Raw genomic sequence first — 15,587 nt, forward strand, 5'->3', positions numbered from 1 at the left:
GGGAGGGCTGGGCACGCTATTGGCGCGACCCGGACCGTCCGCTGGAGGCGATGCACGCCCACTTCTTCGACCACGTCTACCACCCGCACAGCCATGACGCGTACTCGTTCGGGATCACCGAGGCGGGCGCCCAGCGCTTCAGCTGCCGGGGCGGCGCGCACACCAGCGGCGCGGGCATGGTGATGGCGTTCAACCCGGACGATCCGCACGACGGGCGGGCCGCGGCCGATCTCGGCTACCAGTACCGGATGGTGCACATCGGCCCCGATGTCGTACGCGAGGTGCTGACGGACACGGCCGGTGGGCGGGCGGTCATGCCGCTGTTCCCCGAGCCGGCGCTGAGCGACCCGGTGCTGAGCGGCGCCCTGCTGCGGCTGCACACCGCCCTCGTCGGCGACGCGGACCCTCTGGTGCGCGACGAGCGGCTGATGGCGGCGGTCACGGCCATGGTGGCCCGTGGCACGGCGCGTCCGCCGCGGGCCCGCGTCCCGGCCCGTGAGAGTGCGGCCCGGACGGCGGCGCGCCGGGCCCGGGCGCTGCTGGCGGACGCGTACGCGGAGAAGGTGACGGCCGAGCACCTCGCCGAGACGGCGGGCTGCAGCCGGTTCGCCCTGTACCGGGCCTTCCGGTCCGAGTACGGGATGTCACCGGCCGACTGGCAGCGGCAGGTGCGGCTGCGGCGGGCCCGTGGGATGCTCGCGGCCGGCACATCGGCGGCCGACGCGGCCGCCGCGGTGGGCTTCAGCGACCAGAGCCATTTCCACCGGTGGTTCGTGCGCTGTTTCGGCGTGACGCCAGGGCTGTACCAGCGGGCCGGTCGGTCGTGACGGACGTGTCACAACCGGCCGGCCCGGCCTTCGCGGGGTTCACTTGCCCTGCGCCATTGCCTCCGTGGCCGCCTCCATGTCCATCCAGATGACCTCCCACAGGTGGTGGTCGGGATCCTGGAAGGAACGGCCGTACATGAAGCCGTGGTCCTGGGGGTCGTTGGCCGGCGAGCCGCCGGCGCCGAGGGCCGCGTCCACCAGCTCGTCGACCTTGTCCCGGCTCTCGGCACTCAGGGCCAGGATCACCTCGGTGGACGTGGCGGCGTCCGCGATCTCCTTCTTGGTGAAGTCCTTGAACCGGGGCTCGGTCAGCAGCATCGCGAAGATGGTGTCGCTGATGACCAGACATGCGGCGTTCTCGTCGGTGAACTGCGGGTTGAAGGAGTAGCCGAGCTTGCTCCAGAAGGCCTTGCTCGTCTCCAGGTCGTTCACGGGAAGGTTCACGAAGATCATCTGGGGCATGGCCGTCTCTCTCTCACGGGGCTTCGGTCGGGCGCTTGTGCGGTGCTGTGCGTTCGAAGAGGTAGACGGTGCGGGCGCCGCGTACTCATCGCTCGCGCGCAGAAAAGTTTCACCCCGGCCTCGGGACCCGGACCCGGGCTTGCGCGGAGCCGGGCGCGACGTCCCAGCGCACACCGGGACTGCCCGGAGCGGACGCCTGTGAGCCATGACACGTTGACGTGGCGTCCATGCGCCTCTCCTATGTTCTGCCACGCGCGACCCCGCGGCGCCGGCCGGCGCCGCGGGGCGGTCATCCCACACTGGAGTGACAAGTGGAACGTCGTAGTTTCCTGCGTGGCGCGGTCGTCGGCACATCCGCCGCGGCCTTCGGCTTCACCCTGTGGCAGGGCGCCGCGTCCGCGGCGCCGGCGCAGCCCGGCCCCGGCCCCTACGGTGCGCTCGGCGCGGCCGACGCGAACGGCATCCAGCTCCCGACCGGCTTCACCAGCCGGGTGATCGCCCGGTCCGGCCAGACGGTCGGCTCCACCTCGTACACCTGGCACAACGCCCCCGACGGCGGCGCCTGCTTCGCCAACGGCGCCGGCTGGATCTACGTCTCCAACTCGGAGATCTCGTCGACCGGCGGTGCGAGTGCGATCAGATTCGACTCGTCGGGCGGCATCACCGGTGCGTACCGCATCCTGTCCAACACCAACCGCAACTGCGCCGGCGGGGCCACTCCCTGGAACACCTGGCTGTCCTGCGAGGAGGTCAGCACCGGCTACGTCTACGAGACCGACCCGTGGGGCGTGAACGCCGCTGTCCGCCGCAGCGCGATGGGCCGCTTCAACCACGAGGCGGCCGCGGCCGACCCGGTCCGCAAGGTGATCTACCTGACGGAGGACGCGTCGGACGGTTGCCTCTACCGGTTCGTGCCCACCACCTGGGGCAACCTCTCCTCCGGCACGCTCCAGGTCCTCAAGGCCGGCACCGCCACGTCCGGCAGCTTCACCTGGGCGACCGTGCCGGACCCCGACGGCTCGCCGACCCCCACACGCGACCAGGTGTCCGGCGCCAAGCTGTTCAACGGCGGCGAGGGCTGCCACTACGCCAACGACACTGTGTGGTTCACCACCAAGGGCGACAACCGGCTGTGGCAGCTGAATCTGCTGAACAGCACCTACGAGCTGGCCTACGACGACTCGCTCGTCGTCGGCGGCGGTGCGCCGCTGACGGGTGTGGACAACGTGACCGGTTCCTCGTCCGGTGACCTGTTCGTCGCCGAGGACGGCGGCAACATGGAGGTCTGCGTGATCACGCCGGACGACGTCGTCGCGCCGTTCCTGCGCGTCACCGGGCAGTCCTCGTCGGAGATCTGCGGCCCGGCCTTCTCGCCCGACGGCCGTCGGCTGTACTTCTCCAGCCAGCGCGGCACCACGGGCAGTTCCTCGGGCGGCATCACCTACGAGGTGACCGGTCCGTTCCGCGCGTAGGTCTCCGGCTCCGCCGAGGCGCCGCCGCGCAGCAGGGCGGCGCCCAGCGGGGTGAGCGTGTGCAGGACCGCGTTGCCGTGGCGCAGGGTGACGACGAGTCCTGCCTCGCGCAGCACCGCGGCGTGCTGGCTCGCGGAGGCGAGTGAGACGCCCGCCCTGCGGGCCAGTTCGCTGGTGGTGCAGCCGTTGCGGATGGCCTGGAGCACGGCGGAACGCGTGTGGCCGACGAGGCGGCCCAGCGAGGGGCCCGCGCACTCGCCGAAGGCCGGCTCGCCCCCGTGCGCGACGGGGTAGACGAGCACCGGCGGCAGTGAGGTGTCGCGCAGCACCACAGGCGTGCCGCGGCAGAAGAACGACGGCTGGAGCAGCAGGCCCCGCCCGTCCAGGCACAGTTCGCGGTCGACCGGGTAGTCGGCCTCCAGCACCGGGGCCCGCCAGCGCAGCACGGGCGGCAGCGAGGCGAGGAGCTCGTCCGCGCCCCCGTCGAGCAGCGCGCGGCCCCGCACGGCCCGGTCCGCCTCCACGCGGGCCTGGATGTGCGGCCAGTACGGCTCGACGGCGGCCCGGTAGTACGCGCGCAGAGCGGCCACGAGACGCGACAGGGCCTCCGAGCGGCCCTCGGCGAGGGCGAGGAGCCGGGCGGGCAGGACGCGCAGTGGCGAGCGGTGGGCGACCGTGAGGGCCAGCTCGGTGTGCAGCCGTGCCGGCGGGGTGGCGCGGAGCGCCTCCAGACCCGCGTCGAGGCCGTGCCGGCCCTCCGCGGGCGTCAGAAAGTCGGGGAAGTATCCCCTCGGCGGCACGAGTTGGGCGAGGAGACGTGTTTCACCCTTCAACCGCGCGCGGGCTTCTGAGCGCCATTCACCGAAGACGAGTGCGCCTCGACGGTCGCGCAATCGGTGAAAACTGAGAATGGATTCCCACAACGCGTCGGGCCTGGCGGCCATGCGCACTTTCGCCAGGTCGTCCGCATTGAAATGAATTCGAAGCACCGAACCCCCACATGTTGCACCTGCAATCGCCCCCATCACTGAGTATGCATGCAATCACAGGTTGTTACCACGGTGTTTCAGCCACAGTTGAAACGCCTCGCGAGAGCACAGGGGCAACCGAAAGGCTGTACGACGTCGGGCATGAAACCTACTTCACCGATGTGACGCAGCAAGGACCGTGGGGGGCCTTCGCGTCCGGCGGCGGTGGCGGAGGTTGCGGCTCCGTGTCCGGCACGGGTAATGGGGCGCGGCCGGTGGGTGGGGATCCGCCGGTCGCGCTCCGCCGATTCCTTTGGCGAGAATTTGGCAGAAATTCGTTTCCCGCTGGACGTACGCAATTCAACTGAATGGCGAATCAGCACCGGCGCATCCGACCATTGCGGGCGTCACCACGGCCGGCCTCCCCGCACCCGGCCGCGGGGAGGCCACGCCACCCGAACCCCCGCCCGCGCCCAGGGCGCCCTGGGCGCGGGCGGGGCCGCACGGCGACATATGGCACACGACACACGGCATGCGAAGAGGCGGGCGCCCCGCACAGGCGCCCGCCTCTTTCTTTCGCGTTCCGGAGCCGACACCGGTCGTCGGTGAGGGTTTGGGGTACCGCGCTCCGGGGTCACCCCCGGACCCAGGTGACGGCTCCGGCGTTCAGTGATCCGTCAGCGGGAGTCGCTGCCGGTCGACTGCGCCGCCGCGCGGCCCGCCTCCAGGCGCGCCACGGGGATGCGGAACGGGGAGCAGGAGACGTAGTCCAGGCCCACCTCGTGGAAGAAGTGCACCGACTCCGGGTCGCCGCCGTGCTCGCCGCACACGCCCAGCTTCAGGTCCGGGCGCGTCGCCCGGCCCGCCTCCACCGCGTTGCGTACGAGCGAGCCCACACCGTCCTTGTCGATCGTCTCGAACGGCGACACCCCGAAGATGCCCTTCTCCAGGTACGCCGTGAAGAAGCTCGCCTCCACGTCGTCCCGCGAGAAGCCCCACACCGTCTGGGTGAGGTCGTTCGTACCGAAGGAGAAGAACTCCGCGGCCTCCGCGATCTGACCGGCGGTCAGCGCGGCGCGCGGCAGTTCGATCATCGTGCCGAGCGCCAGCTTGAGCTCCACACCGGTCGCCGCCTGTACCTCCGCGATGACCTGCTCGGCCTCGTCGCGGACGATCTCCAGCTCCTGGACCGTGCCCACCAGCGGAATCATGATCTCCGCACGCGGGTCGCCCTTGGCCTCGATGCGCTCGGCCACGGCCTCGGCGATCGCCCGCACCTGCATGGTGAACAGGCCGGGGATGACCAGGCCGAGGCGTACACCGCGCAGACCCAGCATCGGGTTCTGCTCGTGGAGACGGTGCACGGCCTGGAGCAGGCGGAGGTCGTTCTCGTTGTGGTCCTTGCGGGCCTCGGCGAGGGCGACGCGCACCGACAGCTCGGTGATGTCGGGCAGGAACTCGTGCAGCGGCGGGTCGAGCAGACGCACCGTGACCGGGAGCCCGTCCATCGCCTCGAACAGCTCGACGAAGTCCCGCTTCTGCTGCGGCAGCAGCGCCTGCAGGGCCTCCTCACGCTCCTCGTCCGTGTCGGCGAGGATCAGCTTCTCGACCATCTCGCGACGCTCACCGAGGAACATGTGCTCGGTGCGGCACAGGCCGATGCCCTGGGCGCCGAAGCGGCGGGCGCGCATCGCGTCCTCGGCGTTGTCCGCGTTGGCCCGCACGCGCAGCCGGCGCACCCGGTCCGCGTACGCCATGATCCGGTGCACGGCCCCGACCAGCTCGTCGGCGTCGTCCGCGCCCGCGTGCATCCGGCCCTCGAAGTACTCGACGACCGGGGAGGGCACGACCGGCACCTCACCGAGGTACACCTTGCCGGTGGAGCCGTCGATGGAGACGACGTCGCCTTCCTCGATGACCTGGTCGCCCACGGTCATCCGGCGGCGCTTGGTGTCGACCTCCAGCTCCTCGGCGCCGCAGACACAGGTCTTGCCCATGCCGCGCGCCACGACGGCCGCGTGCGAGGTCTTGCCGCCGCGCGATGTCAGGATGCCCTCGGCGGCGATCATGCCGTCCAGGTCGTCCGGGTTGGTCTCGCGGCGGATCAGGATGACCTTCTCGCCGGACCGGGACCACTTGACCGCGGTGTAGGAGTCGAAGACGGCCTTGCCGACGGCCGCACCCGGGGAGGCGGCGATGCCGCGGCCGAGCAGCTCGGTCTTCGCCGTGTCATCGAAGCGGGGGAACATCAGCTGCGCGAGCTGAGCGCCGTTGACCCGCTGCAGCGCCTCGGCCTCGTCGATCAGGCCCTGGTCCACGAGCTGGGTGGCGATGCGGAACGCCGCGCCGGCGGTGCGCTTGCCCACCCGGGTCTGGAGCATCCACAGTTGGCCGCGCTCGATGGTGAACTCGATGTCGCACAGGTCCTTGTAGTGCGTCTCGAGGGTTTCCATGATCTGCATCAGCTGGTCGTACGACTTCTTGTCGATCGACTCGAGCTCGGCGAGCGGAACCGTGTTGCGGATACCGGCGACGACGTCCTCGCCCTGCGCGTTCTGCAGGTAGTCGCCGTAGACGCCCTGGTGGCCGGAGGCGGGGTCGCGGGTGAAGGCGACACCGGTGCCGGAGTCCGGGCCGAGGTTGCCGAAGACCATGGAGCAGACGTTGACGGCGGTGCCGAGGTCGCCGGGGATGCGCTCCTGGCGGCGGTAGAGCTTGGCACGGTCGGTGTTCCAGGAGTCGAAGACCGCGTGGATGGCGAGGTCCATCTGCTCGCGCGGGTCCTGCGGGAAGTCGCGCCCGGCCTCGGTCTTGACGATCTTCTTGAACTGCTTGACCAGCTTCTTCAGGTCGGCCGCGTCGAGGTCGGTGTCGACGGTGACCTTCTTGGCGGCCTTGGCCTCGTCGAGGGCGTCCTCGAAGAGCTCGCCCTCGACGCCCAGCACGGTCTTGCCGAACATCTGGATGAGGCGGCGGTAGGAGTCCCAGGCGAAGCGCTCGTCGCCGGCCTGCGTGGCGAGGCCGGCCACCGACTCGTCGGAGAGGCCGATGTTGAGGACGGTGTCCATCATGCCCGGCATCGAGAACTTGGCACCCGAACGTACGGATACCAGCAGCGGGTTGTCGGCCTGGCCGAGCTTCTTGCCCATGGACTGCTCCAGGGCGTCGAGGTGTGCGGTCACCTCGTCACGGAGGGCCGGGGGCTCCTGGCCGCTGTCGAGGTAGACCTTGCAGGCCTCGGTGGTGATCGTGAACCCCGGAGGGACGGGGAGACCGAGGTTGGTCATCTCGGCGAGGTTCGCACCCTTCCCGCCGAGCAGGTCCTTGAGGTCCTTGTTGCCCTCGGTGAAGTCGTAGACGAACTTCTGATCTTTGTTTTCCGACACGGGTCTCGACTCCTCGAGGACTCGGTGGCTGCCCTGACGGCGAGGAACATACCCAGATCGAAGGCACCTGGGTACGTCCACTTGCGCGTCATACGGCCTTAACCACTCGTCCGCCAGCAGATCGAAAGTGCCCGGACGGACGGCAGATATAGACCACTCTCTTCAACTTCTGAAGAGATCAGCACGATCAGTCATGATCTGCTGCCGCTTCTCATACGGAGAGTCAAAAATGAAGCCAGGAGGCGAACCCCAAAAGGGTGGCACTGAGTGCCACCCTTTGAAAGATGCAGCAATCCGAATATCGCTCATCTGAGCGCACCCCCTATCAGGGGTGGCGAGGATCACGCCGACCGAGCTGACGGAATTCCACCATCCGGACCGGCCGAACAGCCTCCGAGCAGCGCTCAGCCGCCCGAAGTGTCCAGTTCAGCCTCGGCCGAGACCCCGCCACAGTCGTACGGATCCTTCAGCCAGCCGTCCGGCAGCACCACGCGGTTGTTGCCCGAGGTCCGTCCGCGCGGCCCGTCCGCACCCTCCGGCCACGGCTGGTCCAGCTCCAGCGCGCTCAAGTGAGCGCTCAACTCGTCCAGCGACGAGGTGACCGCCAGCTTCTTGCGCATCTCGGAGCCGACGGAGAAGCCCTTGAGGTACCAGGCGACGTGCTTGCGGAAGTCGATGACGCCCCGCGACTCGTCGCCGATCCACTCCCCCAGCAGCCGCGCATGGCGCACCATCACGTCCGCCACGCAGCGCAGGGTGGGCCGCGCGTAGTCGTCGCCACGGCCCTCGAACGCCGCCACCAGGTCGCCGAAGAGCCACGGCCGCCCCAGGCAGCCGCGTCCCACGACCACCCCGTCACAGCCGGTCTCGCGCATCATCCGCAGCGCGTCGTCCGCGGACCAGATGTCGCCGTTGCCCAGCACCGGGATCTCCGGGACGTGCTCCTTCAGGCGCGCTATCGCGTCCCAGTCGGCCGTGCCGCCGTAGTGCTGCGCCGCCGTGCGTCCGTGCAGGGCGATCGCCGTCACGCCCTCCTCGACCGCGATACGGCCCGCGTCGAGACAGGTGATGTGGTCGTCGTCGATGCCCTTGCGCATCTTCATCGTGACCGGCAGGTCGCCCGCGTTGGTCACGGCCTCGTTGAGGATCGCCCGCAGCAGCGGCCGCTTGTACGGAAGGGCCGAGCCGCCGCCCTTGCGGGTCACCTTGGGGACCGGGCAGCCGAAGTTCAGGTCGATGTGGTCGGCCAGATCCTCGTCCACGATCATGCGCACGGCCTTGCCGACGGTGACCGGGTCCACTCCGTACAGCTGGATCGAGCGCGGCCTCTCGGTCTCGTCGAAGTGGATGAGCTGCATCGTCTTCTCATTGCGCTCGACCAGCGCCCGCGTCGTGATCATCTCGCTCACGAACAGGCCCTTGCCGCCACTGAACTCACGGCAGAGGGTGCGGAAGGGGGCATTGGTGATTCCGGCCATGGGCGCGAGCACCACCGGCGGCTGCACGGTGTGCGGGCCGATCCGGAGCGTGGCGGCGGCGGGGGCGAGCGTGGTCATTGGCCCATTGTCCCGCACCCGCAAGGTCCTCAGGCAGCCGTACCATGCGCCCATGCACGAGATCGGCCGCCGGCACCGGCTCCTGATCCTGGCGATCTGCTGCATGAGTCTGCTGATCGTCAGCCTCGACAACACCGTCCTGAACGTCGCCCTCCCGTCCCTGCGCGACGAGCTGGACGCCTCCTTCGCAGGCATGCAGTGGACGATCGACGCCTACACCCTGGTGCTCGCCTCGCTGCTGATGCTCGCCGGCTCCACCGCCGACCGCATCGGCCGCCGCCGGGTCTTCCAGGCCGGGCTCGTGCTGTTCACCCTCGGGTCCCTGCTCTGCTCGCTGGCGCCCAGCCTCGAACTGCTCGTCGCCTTCCGCATGGTGCAGGCCGTCGGCGGCGCGATGCTCAACCCCGTGGCGATGTCGATCATCACCAACACCTTCACCGACCCGCGCGAACGTGCCCGCGCCATCGGCGTCTGGGGCGGTGTCGTCGGCATCTCGATGGCCGCGGGACCGCTGGTCGGCGGGCTGCTCGTCGACACCGTGGGCTGGCGGTCCATCTTCTGGGTCAACCTGCCCGTCGGGCTCGCCGCCCTCGTGCTCACCTGGCGCTATGTCCCGGAGTCCCGCGCGCCGAGGCCCCGCCGCGCCGATCCGGTCGGCCAGCTCCTGGTGATCGTGCTGCTCGGCTCGCTCACCTACGCGATCATCGAGGCCGACCCCGCGTTCGCCGCGCTCTCGGCCGGGGCCCTGGCCGGTCTCCTGCTCTACGAGCCGAGGCGCCGCGAGCCCCTCATCGACCTGCGCTTCTTCCGCAGCCTGCCGTTCAGCGGGGCCACCGTCATCGCGGTCTGCGCGTTCGCGGCGCTCGCCGGCTTCCTCTTCGTCAACACCCTCTACCTACAGGACGTGCTCGGCCACTCCGCCCTGCGCGCCGGCCTGTACATGCTGCCGATGGCGGGCCTCACCCTGGTGGCCGCGCCCCTGTCGGGACGGCTCGTCGGCAGCCGGGGCCCGCGCCTGCCACTGCTGATCGCGGGCACCACCATGGCCGCGAGCGGCCTCCTGTTCGCCGCGTTCGAGGCAGAGACGTCACAGGTGCTGATGTTCGCCGGCTACGTCCTGTTCGGCCTGGGCTTCGGCATGGTCAACGCGCCCATCACCAATACCGCCGTCTCCGGCATGCCCCGCGCCCAGGCCGGGGTCGCCGCGGCGGTCGCCTCCACCAGCCGCCAGGTCGGCCAGACGCTCGGCGTAGCCGTCATCGGGGCCGTTCTCGCTGCCGGAGTCCCCTCCTCCGCCCACAGCCAGGGCTTCGCCGCCGCGAGCCGGCCCGCGTGGTGGATCATCGCCGGCTGCGGCGTGTGCGTCCTGGCCGTCGGCGCGCTCACCAGTGGCCGCCGCGCGCAGGAATCCGCGCACCGCACGGCCCAGCGGTTGGCGTGTCCCGGCGAAGAGGACACCCGCGCCCTCCGGTGAGGACCCGGCCCCGTCGGGTCGGGCACTCCGCGGCTCCCGCATGAGGAGGCTCGCCATACGGCGGCCGCCGTATGGCGAGCCCCCGTGGCTTCTCCGGCCGCTCGTGGATCCCGGCCGGGGCTGCGGCTGCCGGCACTCTTCCGGATCGTGCTGTCGGACGTGTCCGCCGACCGCGCCGGGGTGGGCAGCGGAGTGAGGGCAACGACGTAGCAGTCCGCGCCGGCGCTGGGGTCGCCACCCTCGGGTCACTGTTCCTGTCGCCGGGGTCGTCGAGGCCGGCATGGCCGGGCGCTGACGGTGAGGCTGCTGCTGCGAGCTCGTGATCATCGTGCCGGCGCTGCTGAGCCCGGGCCTGCCGCACACGGGGGACCGGGGCGGGACACGCGAAGGGGCCCGGACCGCTGCACTACGCGGTCCGGGCCCCTTCGTGGTCATGCGCTCAGGAGGCGTCCTCCTGCGGCTGCTCCGGCTGTCCCTGGGCGCGCTCACGCATCTTGCGCACCAGTTCCTGCTTCTGGTCGGCGGCCGCCTTGCGGTCCGCCGTGCGCTCGGGCCCGTTTCCGTGCGCGTCGGCGCGGGACAGCTTCTTGCGCTGACCGCCGACGCCGAGGAGGTTGTTGCGGCTCTTGGCCATGGGGTTCTCCCAAAGGGGTGAGAAGTGGTTCGGGAATCGGGAGGCGGAGTGACCGCCGCCCTCTCACTCGTCGATCTGGAAGAACGAGGACATGGGTCGAACCGTACCGCGCGGCGAAGGGCCGGAGCACATGGTTTCCGCCCGCCGGGAAGCCATGTGATGACAGATATTCAAATCTGTCAGCCGTCATGTCATAGTCGTCGCTACGACCGACCCTCTGGGAGCCCTCATGACCTCCGTCCCGCACCCCACCCGCCCCCTCGGCGCCACCGGCCCGCGCGTCTTCCCCCTCGGCCTCGGCTGCATGGGCATGTCCGCGCTCTACGGCGAGGCCGACCGTGCCGAGTCGATCGCGACGATCCAGGCGGCCCTCGACGCCGGCGTCACCCTCCTCGACACGGGCGACTTCTACGGCATGGGCCACAATGAGCTGCTGATCAACGAGGCCCTGCGCACCGCCGGCCCCACCGCCCGTGAAAAGGCCCTGGTGAGCGTGAAGTTCGGCGCGCTGCGCACCGTCGAGGGCGGCTTCACCGGCTACGACGGCCGGCCGGCCGCGGTCAAGAATTTCGCCGCGTACAGCCTCCAGCGGCTGGGCACCGACCACATCGACGTCTACCGCATCGCCCGCGTGGACCCGGACGTTCCGATCGAGGAGACCGTCGGCGCCATCGCCGAGCTCGTCGAGGCCGGGCACGTCCGCCACATCGGCCTCTCCGAGGTCGGGGCACAGACCATCCGGCGGGCCGCCTCCGTCGCCCCGATCGCCGACCTCCAGATCGAGTACTCGCTGATCTCGCGCGGTATCGAGGAGGAGATCCTTCCCACCGTCCGCGAGCTCGGCATCGGCGTGACGGCGTACGGGGTGCTCTCGCGCGGGCTGATCAGCGGGCACTTCACCCGTGACCGCGAGCTGGGCCCCGGCGACTTCCGTGGCATGAGCCCCCGTTTTCAGGGCGACAACCTCCGGCGGAACCTGGATCTGGTGGAGCAGCTGCGCAAGGTGGCCGAGAGCAAGGGCGTCAGCGTGGCGCAGACGGCGATCGCCTGGGTGCTGTCGCGCGGCGAGGACATCGTGCCGCTCATCGGCGCCCGCACCCGCACGCGTCTGGCCGAGGCGCTGGGGGCACTGGACGTGGAGCTGTCGGCCGACGATCTGGCGGCCGTCGAGCAGGCGGTCCCCGCGGGTGCGGCGGCCGGTGCGCGGTACCCCGAGGCCCAGATGGCGCACTTGGACAGCGAGCGCTGACGGGTCCGCCTCGGCGGTACTGTCACACCATGCCCACCGAGACCCTGACCGCCGAGCGCATCCTCGAAGCCACCGAGGAGGTGCTGCGCCGCTACGGCCCGGCCAAGGCCACCGTCGTCGACGTCGCCCGGGCGCTCGGGGTCTCCCACGGCAGCGTCTACCGCCACTTCCGCACGAAGGCGGCACTGCGCGAGGCGGTGACCGAGCGCTGGCTCGGCCGCGCGGAGGTCGCCCTCGCGGAGATCACCGGGGCAGCGCACCGCACCGCGTCCGAGAAGCTCGCCGACTGGTTCTCCGCGCTTTTCGAGGCCAAGCGCCACAAGGCGGGCGACGACCCCGAGCTGTTCGCCACGTACGGCGTGCTGATCGACGAGAACAGCGGTGTCGTGGACCGGCATCTGGACGCCATGCTCGACCAGCTCCGGCAGATCGTCGAAGAGGGGGTCCGGGCCGGTGACTTCGCCGACGCCGATCCGGCGGCCACGGCCCGCGCCCTCTTCGACGCGACCGCCCGCTTCCACGACCCGGCGTACGCGCCGGAGTGGCGAAAGCCCACGATCGATGCGGAGTTCGGCGCGGTGGTGGATCTCCTGCTGCGCGGACTGCGCGCCTGAGGGGCCTCTTCCAGCAGGCCCGCCCCTCCTACGTCGCCGTCGGGTCGACCGTCGCCTGGTGCTCCTGGACCAGGTGCTCCTCCGCCTTCAGCCAGGGGTGGTGGTACCACCGGCGAAGCCAGGGGGAGAACTGGACGCTCTTGCGCCACCCGCAGGTGTCGCAGCGCAACAGCCGCTGCACACCGGACCGTTGGACGCGCACGACGTGTTCCCTGCCGTGTCCGTCCCATCTGCTGACCTTGCTGGTGGTCATCGACACCATGCGCCTCAGTCTGCACACAAGCCCCCGGTTCCGTATCAGGAACCGGGGGCTTTGTGACGAACGGGCAGCGGTGATCAGCAGCCCAGCAGGCGGCTGCCCAGGTAGCCCTGGATCTGGTCCAGGGAGACACGCTCCTGCTTCATGGTGTCGCGCTCGCGGACGGTCACCGCGTTGTCGTCGAGGGTGTCGAAGTCGACGGTGACGCAGAACGGGGTACCGATCTCGTCCTGGCGGCGGTAACGGCGGCCGATGGCGCCGGCGTCGTCGAACTCGATGTTCCAGTTCTGCCGGAGGTCGGTGGCCAGGCCCTTGGCCTTCGGCGAGAGCTGCGGGTTGCGGCTCAGCGGCAGCACGGCGACCTTGACGGGCGCGATGCGCGGGTCGAGGCGCATGACGGTGCGCTTCTCCATGACGCCCTTGGCGTTGGGGGCCTCGTCCTCGTTGTAGGCGTCGAGGAGGAAGGCGAGCATGGTGCGGCCGACACCGGCGGCGGGCTCGATGACGTACGGCGTCCAGCGCTCGCCGGCCTCCTGGTCGAAGTACGACAGGTCGGTGCCGGACGCCTTGGAGTGCGCCGAGAGGTCGTAGTCGGTGCGGTTGGCCACACCCTCGAGCTCGCCCCACTCGTTGCCGCCGAACTGGAAGCGGTACTCGATGTCGGCGGTGCGCTTGGAGTAGTGGGAGAGCTTCTCGGCCGGGTGCTCGAACCAGCGCATGTTCTCCTCACGGAGACCAAGGCCCGTGTACCAGTTCCAGCGCTGCTCCATCCAGTACTCGTGCCACTGCTCGTCCTCGCCCGGCTTGACGAAGAACTCCATCTCCATCTGCTCGAACTCGCGGGTGCGGAAGATGAAGTTGCCCGGCGTGATCTCGTTGCGGAACGACTTGCCCATCTGGGCGATGCCGAACGGGGGCTTCTTGCGCGAAGTCTGCTGGACCTGGCCGAAGTTGGTGAAGATGCCCTGCGCGGTCTCGGGCCGCAGGTAGGCGATGGAGCCGGAGTCCTGGGTGGGGCCGAGGTGGGTGGAGAGCAGGCCGGAGAACTGCTTGGGCTCGGTGAACTGGCCCTTGTTTCCGCAGTTGGGGCAGTTGACCTCGGCGAGGCCCTCCGGGAGGCGGCCGTGCTTCGCCTCGAAGGCCTCCTCCAGGTGGTCGGCGCGGTAGCGCTTGTGACAGGAGGTGCACTCGGTGAGCGGGTCGGTGAAGGTGGCGACGTGGCCGGAGGCCTCCCAGACCTCGGTGGCCAGGATCACCGACGAGTCGAGGCCGACGACGTCCTCGCGGGAGGTGACCATGTAGCGCCACCACTGGCGCTTGATGTTCTCCTTGAGCTCGACACCCAGCGGCCCGTAGTCCCAGGCGGCCTTCTGGCCGCCATAGATCTCGCTGCACGGGTAGACGAAGCCACGGCGCTTGCTCAGGCTGACGATGGTGTCGATCTTGTCGGCGGCCACGGTGCTCTCTTCATTACGACGACGGACAGGTGGTGGCGCGGAGCGCCTCGATGGGGGTGATGCTCTGGTACGTGCGGGCGAATGCTTCAGGTTACCGGCGGCCGCACCCTCCGGATCAAATCGGTCCGGGTGGATGCCCAGGCCACAGGGTTTATTGACAATCGTTTCCGATTTTGTTGAAAATGAGTGTCATGAACGTACGACGCCTCATACCCACCACCGCCGTCGCCGGAGCTGTCGCGCTCGGCCTCATGGCCGTCTCCGCCTGCTCCACCTCCGACGCCGCCGAGGGCGGCAGCAGCGACGGCAAGCTGAAGGTCGTGGCGTCTTTCTATCCGATGCAGTATCTCGCCGAGCAGATAGGTGGCGCCAATGTCTCCGTCACCACGCTCACCAAGCCCGGCGTCGAGCCGCACGATCTCGAACTGAAGCCCCGCCAGACCGCCGAGCTGAACGACTCCGGCCTCATCCTCTACCTCAAGGGCGTCCAGCCCGCCGTCGACGACGCGATCGCGGAGTCCGGCGTGAAGCACAAGATCGACGCCGCCACGCTGACGAAGCTGGAGAACCACGCCGCCGAGGGCGGCCACGACCACGGCCACGAGGAGAGCGGTCACGAGGCCGAGCCCGGCCAGGAGAAGAGCGCCCACGAGGGCGAGAGCGAGGCCGGCGCCGACCCGCACATCTGGCTCGACCCCGTGAAGTACGCCGAGGTCGCCAAGGGCGTCGGCAAGGCCATGGAGAAGGCCGACCCGGACCACGCCGCGGCCTACGCCAAGAACACCGACGCCCTCGTCGCGAAGCTCGGCGACCTGGACGCCGACTTCGAGCGGGGCCTGAAGAACTCCGCCACGAAGACGTTCATCACCACGCACTCCGCCTTCGGCTACCTCGCCGAGCGCTACGGCCTGGACCAGGAGGGCATCGCGGGCATCGACCCCGAGTCCGAGCCCAGCCCGGCCCGGATCAAGGAGCTGCAGACCGTCGCGAAGGAGGAGAAGGTCACCACCGTCTTCTTCGAGACCCTCGCGAGCGACAGGACTGCGAAGACCCTGGCGGCGGACACGGGCCTGAGGACGGACGTCCTGGACCCGCTGGAGGGAATCACCGACCGGTCCAAGGGCGATGACTACATCGAGGTCATGCGGGCCAACCTCGCCGCGCTGCAGAAGGCTCTCGGCGCGAAGTGATCCCGCACGACGCGACCCCACCCCGCACACACGAAAGGC

At 69.9% G+C, this 15,587-nt stretch carries 13 protein-coding genes; 6 read left to right on the forward strand and 7 right to left on the reverse strand.

What is annotated here, in order from left to right:
* The first annotated feature begins 50 nt into the window (after window positions 1–50).
* Window positions 51–827, forward strand: coding sequence for an AraC family transcriptional regulator (locus J7E88_RS23625; RefSeq protein ID WP_215184707.1), 777 nt, complete (start codon window positions 51–53; stop codon window positions 825–827).
* A 39-nt stretch (window positions 828–866) separates the two neighbouring features.
* On the opposite strand, the gene J7E88_RS23630 is transcribed toward J7E88_RS23625, so the two are convergent.
* A complete protein-coding gene (locus tag J7E88_RS23630; protein WP_215184313.1) occupies window positions 867–1,289 on the reverse strand; it encodes a VOC family protein in 423 nt (140 codons plus the stop codon).
* 311 nt (window positions 1,290–1,600) lie between these two features.
* On the opposite strand from J7E88_RS23630, the gene J7E88_RS23635 reads away from it, so the two are divergent.
* On the forward strand, window positions 1,601–2,761 hold the full coding sequence (locus tag J7E88_RS23635; protein ID WP_215184315.1) for an alkaline phosphatase PhoX: 1,161 nt from the start codon (window positions 1,601–1,603) through the stop codon (window positions 2,759–2,761).
* Here the strand turns inward: J7E88_RS23635 and J7E88_RS23640 are convergent.
* The 3 genes from J7E88_RS23640 to dusB form a co-directional block, all read right to left on the reverse strand.
* Window positions 2,731–3,750, reverse strand: coding sequence for a helix-turn-helix transcriptional regulator (locus J7E88_RS23640; RefSeq protein WP_215184318.1), 1,020 nt, complete (start codon window positions 3,748–3,750; stop codon window positions 2,731–2,733). The two genes, J7E88_RS23635 and J7E88_RS23640, sit on opposite strands and share 31 nt — an antisense overlap.
* 656 nt (window positions 3,751–4,406) lie before the next feature.
* Entirely contained in the window at window positions 4,407–7,115 is a 2,709-nt protein-coding gene (ppdK, locus tag J7E88_RS23645; protein WP_215184320.1) for a pyruvate, phosphate dikinase, read from the reverse strand.
* Between the two features lie 404 nt (window positions 7,116–7,519).
* A complete protein-coding gene (gene dusB, locus J7E88_RS23650) occupies window positions 7,520–8,671 on the reverse strand; it encodes a tRNA dihydrouridine synthase DusB (protein WP_215184322.1) in 1,152 nt (383 codons plus the stop codon).
* A 52-nt stretch (window positions 8,672–8,723) separates the two neighbouring features.
* On the opposite strand from dusB, the gene J7E88_RS23655 reads away from it, so the two are divergent.
* Entirely contained in the window at window positions 8,724–10,145 is a 1,422-nt protein-coding gene (locus J7E88_RS23655) for an MFS transporter (protein WP_215184324.1), read from the forward strand.
* A 439-nt stretch (window positions 10,146–10,584) separates the two neighbouring features.
* On the opposite strand, the gene J7E88_RS23660 is transcribed toward J7E88_RS23655, so the two are convergent.
* Complete coding sequence (locus J7E88_RS23660) at window positions 10,585–10,779, reverse strand: DUF6243 family protein (RefSeq protein ID WP_215184326.1); 195 nt, start codon at window positions 10,777–10,779, stop codon at window positions 10,585–10,587.
* A 229-nt stretch (window positions 10,780–11,008) separates the two neighbouring features.
* Here J7E88_RS23660 and J7E88_RS23665 point away from each other — a divergent pair, with 229 nt between their 5' ends.
* Both J7E88_RS23665 and J7E88_RS23670 read left to right on the forward strand, forming a co-directional pair.
* Window positions 11,009–12,028 carry an aldo/keto reductase gene (locus J7E88_RS23665; protein WP_215184328.1) on the forward strand — a complete coding sequence of 340 codons (1,020 nt, stop codon included), beginning with the start codon at window positions 11,009–11,011 and terminating at the stop codon, window positions 12,026–12,028.
* A 29-nt stretch (window positions 12,029–12,057) separates the two neighbouring features.
* Window positions 12,058–12,642, forward strand: a complete 585-nt coding sequence (locus J7E88_RS23670; protein ID WP_215184330.1) for a TetR family transcriptional regulator — start codon at window positions 12,058–12,060, stop codon at window positions 12,640–12,642.
* Window positions 12,643–12,670: 28 nt separating this feature from the next.
* Here J7E88_RS23670 and J7E88_RS23675 read toward each other — a convergent pair whose 3' ends face one another.
* Together J7E88_RS23675 and J7E88_RS23680 are read right to left on the reverse strand one after the other, a co-directional pair.
* A complete protein-coding gene (locus tag J7E88_RS23675; RefSeq protein ID WP_215184332.1) occupies window positions 12,671–12,904 on the reverse strand; it encodes a hypothetical protein in 234 nt (77 codons plus the stop codon).
* Between the two features lie 74 nt (window positions 12,905–12,978).
* The gene (locus tag J7E88_RS23680; protein ID WP_215184333.1) at window positions 12,979–14,358 is read right to left on the reverse strand and encodes a glycine--tRNA ligase; all 1,380 of its coding nucleotides are present in this window, start codon (window positions 14,356–14,358) and stop codon (window positions 12,979–12,981) included.
* Window positions 14,359–14,549: 191 nt separating this feature from the next.
* On the opposite strand from J7E88_RS23680, the gene J7E88_RS23685 reads away from it, so the two are divergent.
* Window positions 14,550–15,548, forward strand: a complete 999-nt coding sequence (locus tag J7E88_RS23685) for a metal ABC transporter substrate-binding protein (protein WP_215184335.1) — start codon at window positions 14,550–14,552, stop codon at window positions 15,546–15,548.
* The last annotated feature ends 39 nt before the right edge of the window (window positions 15,549–15,587 follow it).

Origin of the sequence: Streptomyces sp. ISL-10 (assembly GCF_018614575.1) — a bacterium.
In the GTDB taxonomy this organism is placed as follows: Bacteria; Actinomycetota; Actinomycetes; order Streptomycetales; family Streptomycetaceae; genus Streptomyces.